The sequence below is a fragment of the Bacteroidales bacterium genome, from assembly GCA_017521245.1.
Classification (GTDB): Bacteria; Bacteroidota; Bacteroidia; order Bacteroidales; family G3-4614; genus Caccoplasma_A.
Genome location: JAFXDI010000009.1, coordinates 1 through 18341, shown reverse-complemented (window position 1 = coordinate 18341; position 18341 = coordinate 1). Strand labels below are relative to the sequence as shown.

Genomic DNA, 18341 nt, shown 5'->3' with positions numbered 1-18341 from the left:
CAGAGAAATACAAAGTCTAAAAAAATAGCCAGACAACTTCTTGTTTGAGTTTGTTTTTAATAAAATCTACCTAAAAAATTTATTTAAAATATTTATAGCCGTCTAAATTGAGTTGAAGAAGGTTGGCTATTCTTTTCCGGGAAGTGGGTTGGTTGTGTTTTCATAGCATTCTAATTTTCTGTTTTTTATACAATTTAAATTTAATACAACAAACAAATTTGCGACACTTCGCAATAGGGGGCAAAAGGATACTTTAAATTACTCCTAATTTAAAGTTCTTGCTGTAAAAATATGTTCTGCTGGACTACGCGATTACGGAAATTCCGTAAAGGATAAGTGAAGCAAAGTTTTTGAGGAGTTTGGGAACAATTGATAATTGTTAAGGTAATGATATCTTACTCCTGCTGTCATATATACCCCCCCCTTTTGTATAGGGGGCAACTACACAAGATGCAAAGATAAAACGAGAACTTTTATTATCCAAATTTTTATTTGATTTTTTTTTATTTTTTTAGGGTATTTTTGTAAACCTATGAGTTGTAATGGTTTATGGAAGATTTATCTCTCTCAAAATAGTTAATTAAACATTTATTACCTTTATTTATCTCTAAATTTTATCTTTTTTTTGTCATTTGACTCAATTAAATTAACTTTGCAACATAGGATATGTTTGTGATATCCTATACTAAAGTTGTATAATCATTAAATAGTAAAATATGAATATCCTTTTATTAGGTTCGGGCGGAAGAGAGAATGCCCTTGCGTGGAAAATAACTCAGAGTGAAAAATGCGATAAGTTGTTTATCGCTCCAGGTAATGCAGGTACTGCAAACGCAGGAACAAACGTTGCTATCAAAGCCGATGATTTTGATGCCATTAAAGAGTTTGTTCTTGCCAATGATATTAAAATGGTTGTTGTAGGTCCTGAAGATCCATTAGTAAAAGGTGTTTATGACTATTTTAAAAATAGTGCAGAATTGAAAAACATCCCAGTTATTGGACCTTCAAAAGAGGGTGCAAGACTTGAGGGTAGCAAGGCTTTTGCTAAGGCATTTATGATGCGTCAAAACATTCCTACTGCCGCATACAAAGAGTTTACTGCAAAAGAGTATGATGAGGCTGTTGAGTTCTTGAAAACCTTAAAAGCTCCATACGTTTTAAAAGCCGATGGCTTGGCTGCCGGTAAGGGTGTATTAATTATCGACAACCTTAAAGAGGCTGAAGAGGAGTTGAAAGCCATGCTCGATGGTATGTTTGGCGAAGCAAGTAGCACTGTTGTTATTGAAGAGTTCTTATCGGGAATAGAGTGTTCGGTATTTGTTTTGACAGATGGAGAGAACTACAAAATATTACCCGTTGCAAAAGACTATAAACGTATTGGCGAGGGTGATACCGGTTTAAACACTGGTGGTATGGGAGCTGTTTCGCCTGTTTCTTTTGCCGATGAAGTGTTTATGAAAAAGGTTGAGGAGCGTATAGTTATCCCAACAGTTGAAGGTCTTAAGAAAGAGGGTATTGAGTATAAAGGTTTTATATTCTTAGGTCTTATCAATGTTGACAACGAGCCTATGGTTATTGAGTATAACGTAAGAATGGGCGACCCTGAAACAGAGGCTGTTATGCTTCGCATCAAATCTGACCTTGTTGATATGTTTGAGGGTGTGGCAGAGGGTAAACTTAATGAGAAGATTCTTGAAATTGACCCTCGTTACGCAGTTACTGTTATGTTGGTATCGGGAGGATATCCCGGTGATTACGAAAAGGGTAAAGAGATTACCGGACTTGAAAATGTTACAGATAGTATATTGTTCCATGCAGGAACTGCCCTTAAAGATGGTAAGGTTGTAACATCGGGTGGTAGAGTAATTGCAGTTAGTTCATACGGAAATAGTAAAGATGAGGCTTTGGCTAAATCGTTTGAGAATGCTCAAAAGATTGAGTTCGACAAAAAATATTATCGTAGAGATATTGGCTTTGATTTAAAATAGAACTTAAACGGTGGAATCGGGCAGAGAGTACGGAGCAATAAAGGTACCTACATCGTTGGTATCTCACATTATATGTATAATTGTGGCGGTGGCTATGGTAGTCATCGCCTCAATATATTTTGCTCCTGAGGTGGAGAATTTTAAAGGTATTGTTCCTTTACAAATATCAGAGGAGTGGTTAGTATCAAATATGGCAATTACTGTTAATATTGTAATTGTGATGCTCCTTACTTTTGTTATCTCTTCAATAGCAAATAAATACTCTCTTACTACTCTATTGTCGCTATTCCCTTCGCTGTTTTTTATATTGTTGCAATGCTGTAAACCAGCTATTCTACAATCGTTTAATATTGGACTTATAGGTGCTACCTCTATTCTTGTTGCCACCTACTACCTTTTTGAGAATTATGGCAGAAGGCATGTGGAGAGTATGGTATATAATACTACTCTTATTTTATGTGCAACGGCAGTTCTCTGGGATAAGATTATATTTTTTATTCCTCTCTTTTGGATTGGTATGGCTCAACTCAACATCCTTTCGGTAAAGAGTGCAGGTGCATCGCTACTTGCAATAGCAACAGCATCTTTTTTATTTTGGGCATCTTCATATTTAGGATTGGAATATTTCAATTTTAATAGTGCGTGGGAGAGTATTAAATCGGTTATCCTATTGGAGGATTATAACTCTATAAGTCGAAAGATGCTATATGATATTCTATATCTGATACCTATCTTAATTGTTGTTGCTATTTACAATATTACAAATCTATATGCCGACTCTCGTGAGAAGATTTCAATAAAAAGGTATGTTCAGTTTTTAAACTCTGTTCTCTTGACTACTCTTTTGCTTATTGCGTTTAATCCATTAAACATAAACTCATATATGCCCATTTTTAATAGCAGTGCCGCTCTTTTGTCGGCTCACTATTTTAACTCTATTAAGAGTAAAGGCAAATTGAGATTCTTATATTTGATAATACTGATATATATTACCTGCTATATTGTATGGATTTTGTAGCACAACTATCGGGATGGGGGTATATTGGATTGTTCCTCTCTGCCTTTATATCAGGAACGGTATTCCCTTTGAGTTCCGAAGCAGTTTTAACCTTACTGCTTGCATCGGGATTTAATATGACTACCTCGTTGATTGTTGCAACTCTCGGTAATTTTCTGGGTGGCGTAACATGTTACTATATTGGCAGATTGGGTAAATTGGAGTGGATTGAGAAATATCTTAGAATAAAACCAGAGAAGCTACAAAAAGGTATTTCGTATCTACAAAAAGGTCCCGGAGCAATAATTGCCTTTCTCTCGTTTTTACCCTTTTGTGGCGAACTTATTATAGTGGCATTGGGATATATGAGGGCTAACCGGTGGATTACTAACATATCTATGCTATTGGGTAAATTTTTGCGTTATCTTTGCATTGCAAAAGGTGTTGAATTTTTTATATGATAAAAACTATTAAGGCGTGATATAAAGTATGAGAATAGGTAAACTTGATTTTGGAGATTTCCCCTTATTCCTTGCACCTATGGAGGGAGTAACAGATGCTTCGTTCCGTCTTATGTGTAAAGAGTTTGGTGCCGATATGGTTTACACCGAGTTTGTATCGGCCGATGCTTTAATAAGGCACGTTAATAAAACTGAGGCTAAACTCTCTATTAGTGATGAGGAACGCCCTGTGGTTATTCAGATATATGGTAGGGAGATTGAGCCTATGGTTGAGGCTGCTAAGATATGCCGAGAGGCTAACCCCGATATATTGGATATCAACTTTGGATGCCCTGTTAAACGTGTAGCAGGGAAAGGTGCCGGTGCTGGAATGTTACGAAACATTCCTCAAATGCTCAAAATTACAAAGGCAGTTGTTGAGGCGGTTGATATTCCTGTTACAGTAAAAACCCGATTGGGGTGGGATCACGATTCTCGTATAATTGAGACTCTCGCCGAAGAGTTGCAAGATTGCGGAATTGCAGCACTCTCAATTCATGGGCGAACTCGTAGTCAAATGTACACAGGCTCTGCCGATTGGGATTATATCGGAAGGGTTAAGGCAAACCCTAAAATTAAGATACCCATTATTGGTAATGGCGATGTGACATCTGCCGAAATTGCCAAAGAGAGATTTGAGGAGTATAAGACCGATGCCATAATGATTGGTAGAGGTGCTATTGGTGCTCCTTGGATTTTCCGCGACATAAAGGGCTATATGACAAATCCTGATACATATAAACCTCTATCGGTGGAAGAGAAGATGAATGTTTTTAGACGCCAAATGCGTGAAAGTATTGCTCGTTTAGATGAGAGAAGAGGTATATTACACATTCGCCGACACCTTGCTGCAACTACTCTTTTTAAGGGTATTCCTAACTTCAGAGATATAAAGATAGCAATGCTAAGAGCCGAGAAAGAGGATGAACTAAACGCAATATTTGACACAATACAAGAGAAATATTTAAATAACTCAATTGATCATGAAGAGAATTAAATTACTATTTGTTGCAGTAATTACAATTTTTATTGCATCAGTTACGGTAAATGCACAAAATGGTGCTGTTAAGAAATACAACTATGTGTATAGCGACACAACTATTGCCGATTTTAATAAAATAAGTATTCTTAACGGAATTAACGTGGTATATACTCAAAGTGAGAGCAAGGCCGGAAAGGTAAGAATATATGCACCCGAAGGGGATGATGTTGTATCTATAACATCTAAAAACGGATTACTTAGCATCAGATATGGTAGAGGCTATAACAGAAACTTTGGTGTTATAATGGTTTATGTATATTCAAAAGAACTTACTCAAGTTGATTGTTCGGTTGGTGCCAACTTTACAGCAGAGGGTATTGTATCGGGCAGTAAACTTAAACTAAAGGTCTTAAACAAGAGTTTAATTCGTTGTAAAAATATTGTTTACGATGAAGTGGTTGTAAAACGCGGTTTAGGTAGAGGGGATATTCTTCTATCGGGCAAAGCAAGAAAGGCAACATACTCTATCATTGGTAGTGGAGAGATTGATGCCGATAATTTAGTTGCAGAGGAGGTCACTTGTAAGATTCTTGGAAAAGGTGACGTTGGTTGCCACGTGAATAAAGACATCTCTGTCCGCAGTTGGGGGAAAGGTGCGGCTTACTGCAAAGGAGATTTAAAAATCTCGGGCAAGAACAAAAAAATTCGTGAAATGCCTACAAAAGCAGAAGAGTAGATAATATTCATATATACATTTCAAACAAATAAGAGGGTTGCACTGATGAAGTGAACCCTCTTATTTTATATACTTTATTATCTGTGCAATATTAAAACTCTGCTGTACTCATATCACCTGTTTCGTTAAATGCTGTGTGCATTGCAAAGGCAGCAGATAGAGTGTGAGGAGTGTGTCCTGCTCCCATTTCAAGGTACTTGCGAAGTAATGGGCGATACATTGGGTGAGCACAGTTCTCAATTATTGCCTCTGCTCTTTGGCGAGGTGATTTACCACGAAGGTCGGCAACTCCTTGCTCTGTGATAAGGATTGATACAGAGTGTTCACTGTGGTCAAGATGCGATACCATAGGTACTATGGCACTAATTTTACCTCCTTTTGCTACTGATGGACATGTGAATATTGATAGGTATGCGTTACGAGTAAAGTCGCCCGAACCTCCTATTCCATTCATCATTTTTGTTCCGGTAACGTGTGTTGAGTTGATATTACCGAATATATCTGCCTCAAGTGCTGTGTTTATGGTAATAAGTCCCATACGGCGAACTACCTCCGGATTGTTTGATAACTCCTGTGGACGTAAAACTATCTTATCGCGGAAGAAATCTACATCTGATATTATCTCTTCCATTACTGCATCACTGACAGTTAGTGAACATCCACTTGCAAATTTACATTTTCCGCTCTTCATCAAACCAACAACCGAGTCTTGCACAACCTCGGTGTACATCTCAAATGGTGGAATATCTGGGTTTGTACCAAGTGAGCCTAAGACTGCATTTGCTATGTTTCCTACTCCTGATTGTATGGGTAGGAACGATGAAGGAATACGTCCTGCTTTTAACTCTGATACCAAGAAATTACATACATTCTCGCCAATCTTATTGGTTGTTTCATCGGCTGGTGTAAAGGGTGCTACGCCATCGGGTAAGTTACTCTCAACTATACCTATGATTTTTGAGGGATCAATTTGTATATATGGTACTCCTACTCTATCGGATGGTGTATAAATGGGTATCTCTTTACGATATGGAGGATCGGCGGGTTGATATATATCGTGGAAGCCCTCTATTGCCTCAGGTGTGTGATGATTCAACTCAATGATAACCTTCTCTGCCAAATCGCATACTGTTGGTGCAATACCTACTCCCATACATGGTATTATGCGACCATCATCATATACTTTACAAGCCTCAACAATGGCAAAATCTAACTTACCATAAAATCCGTAACGCAGGTTTTGTGCCAAATGCGAAAGGTGCATATCAAAGTATTGTATCTCGTTCTTATTGATGCCTTCGCGTGATGATTTGTTTGATTGGTATGGTGTGCGTGCATCTATTGCTTTTGCACGAGCCAATGCTCCGTCAAGCATATCGCCCGATGATGCTCCTGTATATAACGATACTTTAAACTCTCTTCCTGCTTCGTGTTCAGCCTCTGCTTTCTCTGCCAATGCGGCTGAAACTACTTTTGGTGTTCCTGATGCAGTAAATCCACCAAATCCTATTTTCGCACCGTTTCCGATATGCGATGCTGCCTCTTGGGCTGTTATTACTTTAAATGCCATAATCTATATTGTTTTTATATTTTTATCTGCTTTTTTGCAAAAATACTTTCGCTCGCTGTAAAATATTCAACTAAACTTGATATTATTTTGCTCTCTAATCATTATTTTTGTGTCAAATTTACAAATTATTCTGATAAATAAAATATGTCGGAGGATAAAAAACTTTTTATTGAAACATACGGGTGTCAGATGAACGTGGCAGATAGCGAAGTAGTTGCCTCTATTATGGCTACTTGCGGCTACTCATTATGCGAAGATATTAACGATGCCGATGCTGTATTCCTAAACACCTGCTCTATTAGAGATAATGCCGAACAGAAGGTCTTGGGACGCTTGCAATTTATGAATAGTTTACGCCATAAGAAGGGTAAACTTATTGTGGGTGTTATTGGATGTATGGCTGAGAGGGTTAAGGAGGACCTTATAAACAACTACGGTGTTGACCTTGTTGCTGGTCCCGATGCTTATAACGACCTTCCCAACCTTGTAGGTGCTGTAGAGTGCGGCGAGAAGGCTATTAATATTGAACTCTCAACTGTTGAGACATACAAAGATATTCTTCCTCGAAAGATTGGTAAATCAATTTCGGGATTTATATCTATTATGCGTGGTTGCAATAACTTTTGCTCTTATTGTATTGTTCCATATACTCGCGGTAGAGAGAGAAGCCGTCCACCTCAAAGTATTCTTAATGAGTTGAACGAACTTAAAAATAATGGCATTAAGGAGATTACTCTTTTAGGTCAAAACGTTAACTCTTATATGTTTGAAGATGAGAATGGTAATAAAACCGATTTCCCTGCACTTCTTCGTATGGTCTCAACTGAGGCTGGAGATGGTATAAGGGTGCGTTTTACAACTTCTCACCCCAAAGATATGAGCGATGAGATTTTAAAAACCATTGCTGAGTGCGATAATATTTGTAACCATATTCATCTGCCTGTTCAATCGGGTTCTAACAGAATTTTGGCTCTGATGAATCGCAAATATACTCGCGAATGGTATTTAGAGAGAATTGCCGCAATCAGAAGATATATTCCCGACTGCGGTATATCAACCGATATGTTCAGCGGTTTTCACTCTGAAACTGAGGAGGAGTTTGAAGAGACTTTGTCGCTTATGCGTGAGGTTGGTTTCGACTCTTCATTTATGTTTAAATACTCTGAGCGTCCCGGAACTTTTGCATCAAAGAGATTGCCCGACAACATTAGCGAGGAGGTTAAGATTGCAAGGCTTCAACGTATGATTGAGTTACAAAACGAATTATCGGCAGAGAGTAACCGCCGCGATATTGGAAAACGCTTTGAGGTTTTGGTAGAGGGATTCTCAAAACGCTCTCGCGAACAACTTTGTGGAAGAACACCTCAAAATAAAACTGTTGTGTTTGACAAAGGTAACTACCACATTGGTGATAGAGTGATGGTTGAAATTTACGACTCATCATCGGCTACGCTCTTGGGAAAAACAGTTGATTGAATTGTTAGTTGTTAGTTTTTAGTTGTTAGATTTAGCATATTCAAAATATGGAATTGTATAAAAAATTGAATAACGTGATGGGATGGGCAATGTTCTTAATTGCAGGAATTGTCTATACCCTTACTTTAGAGCCAACCGCAAGTTTCTGGGATTGCGGAGAGTTTATATCATCGGCATACAAATTAGAGGTTGGACACCCACCCGGTAACCCTATTTTTATGCTTACTGGTAGGTTTTTTGCCAACTTTGCATCTGACCCATCACAAGTGGCATGGTGCATAAACTTTATGTCGGCAATGTTCAGTGCTGCAACTATTTTGTTGCTATTCTGGACAATTACTGCTCTTGCTCGTAAAATTGTTATCAAGGGTGATAACTACTCTTTAACAAACACTATTGCCATAATGGGTGCTGGTGCTGTTGGTGCTTTAGCATACACTTTCAGCGATACATTCTGGTTTTCGGCTGTTGAGGGAGAGGTTTATGCATACTCTTCGTTCTGTACAGCACTTGTTGTGTGGCTTATACTTAAATGGGAGAACCACGCTGATGAACCCCACGCCAACAGATATATTATTTTAATTGCATACATTATAGGTATCTCAATTGCTGTTCACTTGTTGAACTTATTGTGTATCCCTGCTATTGTTCTTATCTATTACTATAAGAAATGGAAAGAGCCATCGGCAAAAGGCTCTATAATTGCTATATTGGTTTCGTTTGCCCTTATATTCTTTATTCTTTACGGATTGGTTCCCGGATTTATAAAGGTTGCCGGATGGGCTGAACTCCTATTTGTAAATGTTTTTGGAGCACCTTATAACACAGGTGTTATTGCATACTTCTTCTTGGTTATTGCATCAATATGTTGGGGATTGTATGAGACCTTTACTCAAAAGAATTTGAACAGACTTAAATTGTCGTTCATTGTGAGTTTGATAATGGTAGGACTTCCTTTTGTTAGCGAAAGTATATTATTGTCGTTGCTAATTGTTGCAGCTCTAATTGTTGTAACCTTTGCAAGCAAGAAGGTAAACATAAGATTGCTTAATACAGTTTTAACTTGTATAATGGTGATATTTATAGGATACTCATCGTATGCTATTATCTTGTTACGCTCTACTGCTAATACTCCAATGGATCAAAATTCACCTGAGGATGTATTTGCTCTATCGAGTTATCTTAACCGCGAACAGTATGGCGAGAGACCTCTATTGTATGGATATACATACACCTCGGATATTGTTAGAGATGCAAATGGTAATCCCGAAATAAAAGAGGGCAAAGCTATCTGGAAACGTGTTATTAAAAACAATGAGAACGAACCTGATAAATATGTTGTAACTGACCACAAAAAGGATTATACATATCAACCTGAGTTGAATATGTTATTCCCTCGTATGTATAGCAACCAATCACATCATGTTGAGGCATACAAAGAGTGGAGCAAAGATGGCAATAAAACAAATAAGGTTAAGGTTAAAACTAATAGTGGTATCAGATATGTAGAGAAACCTACATTTGCTGAGAATATAAGATTCTTCTTGAGTTATCAAGTAAACTATATGTATTGGCGTTACTTTATGTGGAACTTTGCAGGACGCCAAAACGATATTCAAGGTCATGGTGAATTACACAAAGGTAACTGGATTACCGGTTTTAGTTTTATTGATAAACATATTGAAGGAGAAAACTTGCCTTCGGACTTGATGAACAACAAGGGTAGAAACGTATATTATATGTTACCTCTACTACTTGGATTGATTGGTCTGTTCTATCAGGCTTTCTCGGGACAAAAAGGTATTGAGAGTTTCTGGGTAACATTCTTCCTGTTCTTTATGACTGGTTTGGCTATTGTTATTTACCTTAACCAAACACCTTACCAACCAAGAGAGAGAGATTATGCCTACGCAGGCTCTTTCTATGCCTTTGCTATATGGATTGGTATGGGAGTATTAGGTATATATAGTTTAATTAAGAGATACCTTCTTAAAGATAGAGATAACTCTATTGTTGCTCTTGCAACTGCTATTCTATGCTTGTTTGTTCCTGTTCAGATGGCAGCACAAAACTGGGATGACCACGACCGCTCGGGACGCTATGCCGCACGTGATTTTGGTAAGAACTATTTGAGTTGTGTTGAGGAGAACGGTATTATATTCACAAATGGCGATAACGATACATTCCCATTGTGGTATGTTCAAGAGACTGAGGGTTACAGAACAGACGTGAGAGTTTGTAACTTGAGTTATCTTCAAACTGATTGGTATATTGACCAAATGAAGAGCCAAGCATACGAATCTACTCCTCTACCTATTGAGATGGATAGAAGCAGATATGGTAACGGTAAACTCTCATACGCATACGTTCTTGACAGAGGCTATGGTTACGATATGGAACTTGACAAAGCAATGAATTACCTTATATCAGAGGATAAGGATAATAAATATATCCCTGAATATGGTATATCTATTGACCATATACCTAACAGTAACCTCTATATTGATGTTGATTCAGCAGCAGTAGCAGATAAAATTCCTGCCGACTTAAAAGGGTATGCTACCGACAGAATTGATATAAAGTTGGCAAATAACGATGCTCTGATGCTAAATCAATTATCGGTATTGAGTATGCTTAACTCTATTGCAAGGGATAACTGGGAAAGACCTATCTACTATGCAGTAACTGTTGGCCCTGATATGTATCTGAATTTGGACAAACACTTTGTTAAGGTTGGTTTGGCATACAGAATACTTCCTGTTGTAAACAACGATACAGAGAGTGACGGATTGGTTGATACCGAGACAATGTACGATAATATGATGAACAAATTTGAGTGGGGCGGTGTCGATAATCCTAATGTATATTTAGATGAGACCGTTCGCAAAATGACATATACTATGCGTATGTTGTTTATTGACCTTGCTGAGGCATTGATAATGGAAGAGAAGTACGATATGGCTTTGAATGTTCTTGATAAGATGATGGAGAAGATACCTGCATCGGCAACAAAACACGATTACCTATCAATTCAACCTGCAATGGCATATTACAGTTTGGGCGAAACTGAAAAGGGTAAAGCCCTGCTAACTGAAATTGCCGATAACTCAATGGAGTATATGAGTTGGTTCAGAACATTGGAATACAATAAACTTAGATCAATATCTCAAGAGTATTTAAGACAAGAATACACATTAAAAACAATTATTCAATTCTTTATACAACAAGGCGATGAGGAGAGTGCAGAGAAGTATCTTTACGCTCTCAGTGATTTAGGTTACAACTTGTTTAAAGAGTCATAATAGAAGAGATATGTTAATAGAGCAACCGCCATATATGTACAGGATGTTGTATCCTGAAACTATATGGCGAATACCACGAAAAAACAAAACAGTATATCTGACTTTTGATGATGGTCCAGTACCTGAGGTTACACCTTGGGTACTGAATATTTTAGACCACTATAACATTAAAGCCACCTTCTTTTGCGTTGGAGATAATGTTGCCCGACATAAAGAGTTGTATCAAGAGGTGCTGAACAGAGGTCATTTAACTGGCAACCATACCCAAAACCATATACAGGGTATGAAGTTCAGAACAAAAAACTATCTTAAAAATGTTGAGGCTGCCAATACTTTAATAAACAGTCCACTATTCAGACCTCCGCACGGACATATGCGTTTTAGGCAGAAGGTTGCTCTCCAAAAGGCGGGTTATCATATAATAATGTGGGACGTTGTTAGTAGAGATTATAGTAAAAACTTAACTCCCGATGAGGTTGTGGAGATTGTAAAGAAATATACCCGTAACGGCTCTATTATTGTTTTCCACGACTCAATAAAAGCCCAACGTAACCTTAAAGAGGCTCTACCAAAAGTGATAGAGTGGTTACTTGCCGAAGGGTACGCTATAAAAAGACTCCCTATTAAATTTCTAATAAACGAATAGAATTTTTTGAATTAGGAATTAGTTCGGCACTCCGTGCCAATTAGGAATTAGGAATTTTACTATTAAGCACACATAAGGCATTTGCTTTAGCAATGTACTTATTTTTAAATATTAGACCAATTAGGCTAATTTAGTCCAATTGGTCTATTTTATTTTTACTGCAACTTCTTAAAGAATTCCCAAATAACTATACCTGCGGCAACCGATACATTGAGGGAGTGTTTAGTGCCAAATTGAGGAATTTCAACAGCAAAATCGCACATATCAACAACCTCTTGCTGAACGCCCTTAACCTCGTTGCCCAATATAAGAACATATTTATTGGTTTTATCAAGCTCAACCCTATCGAGCATTATACTATTTTGAACCTGCTCAACAGCAAATATCTTATATCCCTCTTGTTTAAGTTTTGCAACAACTGCTTTGGTATCCTCCTCATACTCCCACTCCATACTATCCTCAGCACCTAAAGCGGTTTTATGAATTTCGGCATTAGGAGGTGTAGCAGTTACACCACATAAATATATCTTCTCAAGTTTAAAAGCATCAGAACTACGGAAAACCGAACCTACATTATTTAAACTTCTTATATTATCAAGTACCACAACCAAAGGAGTCTTATCAATTTGTTTAAACTCCTCCTTTGATACTCTATCCAACTCAATAACCGATAACTTTTTCATATCTCTTTTTTTCAATCCCACGTTTTATTTACATGCATAAAAATAGTAAATCAAAATTTTCCAAAGAAATAATTTAACGAAAATCGTAAAAATCCAAAGAAATAATTCAAATACTACTCTTTCACAAATCAAAATATATTAGTGATTTACACTTTTTCCAACGAATATGCAAGATATTGTTACACTTTTTCAAGGGAATGGATAGGTTCAGTTGTTAGTTTTTAGTTGTCAACTTTGTTGCCCCTTCGGGGTAGTTTTTAGATTAATAAAACTAAATAATCTTTCAAAACAATAACAAAATAGGGGGCTGTGTCAAAATGTATTTTTTGGCGCAGCCTCCTACTTGCATGGTTACAGAATTTTATCCCTAACTTATCTGATTATAAACATTTTAATGTAGGGACGTACCATGGTACGTCCGAAAAAAACAACCAAAATCGGGGAAATACATTGATACTCTTTTTGACGGACACACCGTGGTGTGTCCCTACTTGCTTGGTTACAGAATTTTGCACCTCGATTTATCTGATTATCAATATCTTAATGTAGGGACGTACCATGGTACGTCCGAAAAAACAAAGAATAATAAATAGTTATTAGAGCCTTTATTGCTAATAACTAAGGTGTATGTAGCACCGTACAACTAAAAACTGACAACTGCGGACACAGCATGCTGTGTCCCTACTTGCATGGTTGCAGAGTTTTGCACCTTAACTTATATGATTATCAATGCCTTAATGTAGGGACGTACCATGGTACGTCCGAAAAAACAACCAAAATCGGGGAAATACATTGATACTCTTTTCGGCGGACGTGACTCCGTCGTGCAGAGCACTGATTTCCTCCGTCGCATAGGAGTTAATACCTCCGTCGTGCAGAGCACTGCACTCCCCATTTTTAGGCACAAATTGACATTTAGTCAATTTTAATTACAATGTAATTACCTAAAAATGCCCCATACTGCGGTCGGATTAACATTCAGTTAATCCTATTTGTTTCACAAATACCTTGTATGCATGCTGTGTCCCTACTTGTATGGTTGCAAACTCTGTGTATCTTTTCCGAAAAAACAACCAAAATCGGGGAAATAATAGAGACAAAATTCCTATTTTTTAATTAAATCACTATCTTTGCAGACGAAAACTGTGTAAATACACAAAAACTATACTTATATGAGATTTAAAAGAGCAGAATACATCAGAAAGTTGATAAGCAGCAAGCACAATCATTTGATAAAGATTGTTACAGGGTTACGACGCGTTGGCAAGTCGTATCTGCTATTCAATCTTTATAAGCAACATCTTTTGAACAATGGTGTTGATGCCGAGCATATTATTGAAATACAACTTGACTCATTTGTACACCGAAAATATCGCAAAGCAGAAACTTTATATGAATATGTAGAGAATTTGACAAAGCAAGATTCACAAATGTATTATGTGTTAATTGATGAAGTTCAGATGTTAGAAAGTTTTGTTGATGTTCTTAATGGGTTCTTACATATTGAGAATCTTGATGTATATGTAACAGGAAGTAATGCTAAATTCCTCTCTTCAGATATAGTTACAGAATTCAGAGGACGCGGAGTTCAAATCCATCTTCAACCACTTTCGTTTAAAGAAATAAAAGAAATGTCAGATGAAGATACTTCTTCATTGTGGCGAGATTACATTTATTATGGGGGGCTGCCAATGGTTGTCATTGAGAAGGATAAAGCACGAAAAGCAGAAATTCTTCAAGAGCTGCTTAAAGAGACATATTTAAGTGATATCATAAACCGTAATAGAATAAAAAATGATGCTGAATTAGAAGAATTATTTTGTCTCTTGGCATCAAATATAGGAGCATTAACTAATCCCAACAAACTCACAGATACATTCGTTAGTGAGAAAAAGGTAAAAATAAGTCACAATACAATAAAAACCTATATAGATTACTTTATAGACTCATTCCTCATTGAGAAAGCAGTTCGCTATGATATTAAAGGGAAGAAGTATATTGACACTCCATACAAATATTATTTTGCTGACCTTGGATTGCGTAATGCTCTTTTGAATTTCCGTCAAGTAGAGCCAACTCATATCATGGAGAACATCATATATAACCATCTTGTCGGTAATGGTTATAAAGTAGATGTAGGAAGTGTTACATTCTATCAGAAAAATGATGAAGATAAAACTATTAGAATTACTCTTGAAATTGACTTTGTTTGTAACAAAGGCAGTGAAAGATTATATATACAATCTGCATATTCGTTACCAAATGAGGAGAAAAAGAACCAAGAACAACGTTCTCTTACCCTTACTAACGACTATTTTACAAAAATAATTATTACAACAGATAATATACCAACACATACCATGCCAAACGGCATTATCATGATGAATATCTTTGATTACCTTCTGAATTAAAAAGATAACAGATATATTTGTATTTTAGACGGACACACCGTGGTGTGTCCCTACTTGTCTGGTTACAGAATTTTGCACCTTAACTTATATGATTATAAACGTCTTAATGTAGGGACGTACCATGGTACGTCCGAAAAAACAACCAAAATCAGGGAAATACATTGATACTCTTTTTAGCGGACACACCCCCGTCGCACAGAGCACTGTGCTCTCCAACCTTCGGCACGAATTGACATTTAGTCAATTCTAATTACTTTGTAATTACCTTGCTTGCGTGTGTCCCTACTTGCATGGTACAGAATTTTGCACCTTAGCTTATCTGATTATCAACATCTTAATGTAGGGACGTACCATGGTACGTCCGAAAAAATAAGGAATAATAAATAGATGTTAGAGCCTTTATTGCTAATAACTAAGGTGCGTGGGTAACACCGTACAACTAAAAAGTAACAACTGCGGAGAGAGCATTTTTTTTGACGGACACAACTCCGTCGTGCAGAGCACTGCACTCCCCATACTGCGGTCGGATTAACATTCAGTTAATCCTATTTGTTTCACAAATACCTTGTATGCATGCTGTGTCCCTACTTGCTTGGTTGCAGAATTTTGCACCTCAGCTTATCTGATTATCAATGCCTTAATGTAGGGACGTACCATGGTACGTCCGAAAAAATAACCAAAATCGGGGAAATACATTGATACTCTTTTTAGCGGACACACCCCCGTCGCACAGAGCACTGTGCTCTCCAACCTTCGGCACGAATTGACATTTAGTCAATTCTAATTACAAAGTAATTACCTTGCTTGCGTGTGTCCCTACTTGCATGGTTACTTCTTGTATATTCCAATTAGCTTACAACTTATTATAACAATCCTGTTCCCATTTTAAGATGTTGTTTTCAATATATTGCGATATATTATTACAATCTTCAACTCCTCGTATTAAATGGTCATGATAGCGACTCTGCCATTTAAATTTTATATTTCTTTTATTGGCATATCGTGTTACTGATGATTTTATAGAGCCTACAAATATTGATAATAAAGGGCGTTTCGTTAGGTTTATTCCTTCCGAGATACGATACTCTGATGTAGGGACACAGCATGCTGTGTCCGAAAAATTATCTCCTTCACAAACCTCAACTATTGCATGAAAGTGATTTGGCATTACTACTGATTGCAATACTTTTATATATGAATGGTGGGTGTTACTATTATTCAATATTTCATACAAATATTTACCTACTTCACTTAGCTCAATCTCTCCTTTTTTTATTTCCCCAAAATAATGAATCCAATTATCAGTACAGACTGTTATAAAATATAATCCGGTATTATATTCTATCCATTGCGCTCGAGGTGTTTTTCGTTGTGGGAGTTTTTTCATTACAGTTAAAATTATTTACTTATGCTACAACAAATATATGTTATATATAAATAATTTCAAAAGATGTTTTTTATATTTTGTAATACTATTCTCAGCGGACACACGATCGTGTGTCCCTACTTGCTTGGTTGCAAACTCTGTGTATATTTTCCGAAAAAACAACCAAAATCGGGGAAATACATTGATACTCTTTTCGGCGGACACAGCATGCTGTGTCCCTACTTTATTTGTTATAAATTCTTATTCTAAAAACTGACATCTAATAGCTGAAAACTGATAACTTTTGATACCCTTTTCGGCGGACACACCGTGGTGTGTCCCTACTTGTCTGGTTGCAGAATTTTGCACCTTAACTTATATGATTATCAATGTCTTAATGTAGGGACGTACCATGGTACGTCCGAAAAAACAACCAAAATCGGGGAAATACATTGATACTCTTTTTAGCGGACACACCATGGTGTGTCCCTACTTGGCCGGTTGCAAACTCTGTGTATCTTTTCCGAAAAAACAACCAAAATCGGGGAAATACAACAAGAGGTTGCAACGCGTACTATTACGTTACAACCTCTTGCTTATTATTGAGTGTTATTCTAAAAACTAAATTTAAACGCTGTGGCGTTTAATTCTACTCGCAAACTGCGCGGACAGAGCGCCCGTAGTAACGGTAGAAGTAGTCCCAATCCACATTGCCCGAAATGAAGTCCAAGTAGTAAGCGAAGCTACTACTGCTACTGCTCGTATAAAGCGAACTCGACCAGTAGTAACCGTAACTGCCCGCAGAGTTAAGATTGCTATTGCTGCGATAGCCAGCCGCCGGGAGAAATATACTGTTGCCGTTCTTCTTACTTGTTACTTTATAACCTCTTACTCCGTTTTGAGTTGTCCAATTCCATGTACAGTTATTTGTATCCATTAATTCTTCTAGTTCCTCGTATGTTGGCATACGCCAACTTCCACCCCAATTTACATGAGCTGCATCGTCTGTGAGTTCTAATGTGGTTTTATTATCTACTGTGCCATAATTTGAACTTGTACAGTATTTGGTCATTGAATACTTATCTCCATTACACCATTTATAGGTAATCCAATCGTAGGAAGTTGTTTTTGGTGTGGTTTCGCCCCACGCATAGTAATTACCATATTCCTCCGGCGTTGTTGCGCCTACGTTGCAGGTTGCCCATTTGACACTTAAGCCGAGGTCAACGTATTCGTGTCCGTTATATTTATCTATAAAGTTTGCTACATATACGCTATTGGCTGTTACGATGGCTGTATAGGGGTTTTGGGTGCTTACGACGTTGCCGTTTAAGGTCCAATTCTTAAATACATAGCCACTATTGGGGGTAGCGGTTAAGGTTACACTGCCGCCCTCTTGTACACTGCTTGAACTGCTACTTACTGTTCCATTGCCACTGCTTACTACTGTTACGCTATAATTGGGTATATTTTGGAATACTGCAGTTATCTCAGTATTTGAATTTATGGGAAGTATAAGCGTGTTTGAAGTGCTTATCTCTATTCCTTCCATATTCCAACCTTTGAATTTGTATCCGCTTTTTGCGGTGGCTACATAGGTGACGTTGGTGCCGGGCACTACGTATTTGGGGGTGGTAGTACTTCCGTCGATGGTTACGTTGCCTGTGCCTGACGGTAATACTTT

General features: G+C 37.4%; 13 protein-coding genes. 9 read left to right on the top strand and 4 right to left on the bottom strand.

Going from position 1 to position 18341, the window contains the following annotated elements; genetic code table 11:
- Positions 1-716 precede the first annotated feature (716 nt).
- The 5 genes from purD to IKK64_02265 are packed head-to-tail and all read left to right on the top strand — an operon-like array spanning position 717 to position 5203.
- Positions 717-1988 carry a phosphoribosylamine--glycine ligase gene (gene purD / locus IKK64_02285; protein ID MBR4118890.1) on the top strand — a complete coding sequence of 424 codons (1272 nt, stop codon included), beginning with the start codon at positions 717-719 and terminating at the stop codon, positions 1986-1988.
- Positions 1989-1998: 10 nt separating this feature from the next.
- A complete protein-coding gene (locus tag IKK64_02280) occupies positions 1999-3006 on the top strand; it encodes a hypothetical protein (GenBank protein ID MBR4118889.1) in 1008 nt (335 codons plus the stop codon).
- Complete coding sequence (locus tag IKK64_02275; protein MBR4118888.1) at positions 2994-3446, top strand: DedA family protein; 453 nt, start codon at positions 2994-2996, stop codon at positions 3444-3446. Before IKK64_02280 ends, IKK64_02275 begins: the two co-directional genes overlap by 13 nt.
- 28 nt (positions 3447-3474) lie before the next feature.
- On the top strand, positions 3475-4482 hold the full coding sequence (gene dusB / locus IKK64_02270; GenBank protein ID MBR4118887.1) for a tRNA dihydrouridine synthase DusB: 1008 nt from the start codon (positions 3475-3477) through the stop codon (positions 4480-4482).
- Positions 4469-5203: a DUF2807 domain-containing protein gene (locus IKK64_02265; GenBank protein ID MBR4118886.1), complete on the top strand. Its 735-nt coding sequence runs from the start codon at positions 4469-4471 to the stop codon at positions 5201-5203. Before dusB ends, IKK64_02265 begins: the two co-directional genes overlap by 14 nt.
- A 91-nt stretch (positions 5204-5294) precedes the next feature.
- Here the strand turns inward: IKK64_02265 and IKK64_02260 are convergent, their stop codons facing one another.
- Complete coding sequence (locus tag IKK64_02260; GenBank protein ID MBR4118885.1) at positions 5295-6773, bottom strand: acetyl-CoA hydrolase/transferase family protein; 1479 nt, start codon at positions 6771-6773, stop codon at positions 5295-5297.
- Positions 6774-6917: 144 nt separating this feature from the next.
- On the opposite strand from IKK64_02260, the gene miaB reads away from it, so the two are divergent.
- The 3 genes from miaB to IKK64_02245 are packed head-to-tail and all read left to right on the top strand — an operon-like array spanning position 6918 to position 12197.
- Positions 6918-8249: a tRNA (N6-isopentenyl adenosine(37)-C2)-methylthiotransferase MiaB gene (gene miaB, locus IKK64_02255; GenBank protein ID MBR4118884.1), complete on the top strand. Its 1332-nt coding sequence runs from the start codon at positions 6918-6920 to the stop codon at positions 8247-8249.
- 47 nt (positions 8250-8296) lie between these two features.
- Positions 8297-11551 (top strand): DUF2723 domain-containing protein, encoded by a 3255-nt coding sequence (locus tag IKK64_02250; GenBank protein MBR4118883.1) that lies wholly within the window; start codon positions 8297-8299, stop codon positions 11549-11551.
- Between the two features lie 10 nt (positions 11552-11561).
- Positions 11562-12197 (top strand): polysaccharide deacetylase family protein, encoded by a 636-nt coding sequence (locus IKK64_02245; GenBank protein ID MBR4118882.1) that lies wholly within the window; start codon positions 11562-11564, stop codon positions 12195-12197.
- Between the two features lie 155 nt (positions 12198-12352).
- Here the strand turns inward: IKK64_02245 and IKK64_02240 are convergent, their stop codons facing one another.
- Positions 12353-12880: an RNA methyltransferase gene (locus IKK64_02240; protein MBR4118881.1), complete on the bottom strand. Its 528-nt coding sequence runs from the start codon at positions 12878-12880 to the stop codon at positions 12353-12355.
- Between the two features lie 1172 nt (positions 12881-14052).
- Between IKK64_02240 and IKK64_02235 the strand changes: the two genes are divergently transcribed.
- Positions 14053-15291 carry an ATP-binding protein gene (locus IKK64_02235; protein ID MBR4118880.1) on the top strand — a complete coding sequence of 413 codons (1239 nt, stop codon included), beginning with the start codon at positions 14053-14055 and terminating at the stop codon, positions 15289-15291.
- A gap of 853 nt (positions 15292-16144) precedes the next feature.
- On the opposite strand, the gene IKK64_02230 is transcribed toward IKK64_02235, so the two are convergent.
- Both IKK64_02230 and IKK64_02225 read right to left on the bottom strand, forming a co-directional pair.
- Positions 16145-16678: a transposase gene (locus tag IKK64_02230; protein ID MBR4118879.1), complete on the bottom strand. Its 534-nt coding sequence runs from the start codon at positions 16676-16678 to the stop codon at positions 16145-16147.
- 628 nt (positions 16679-17306) lie between these two features.
- Positions 17307-18341 (bottom strand): hypothetical protein (locus IKK64_02225; GenBank protein MBR4118878.1); only part of this gene is annotated, 1035 nt, incomplete at its 5' end.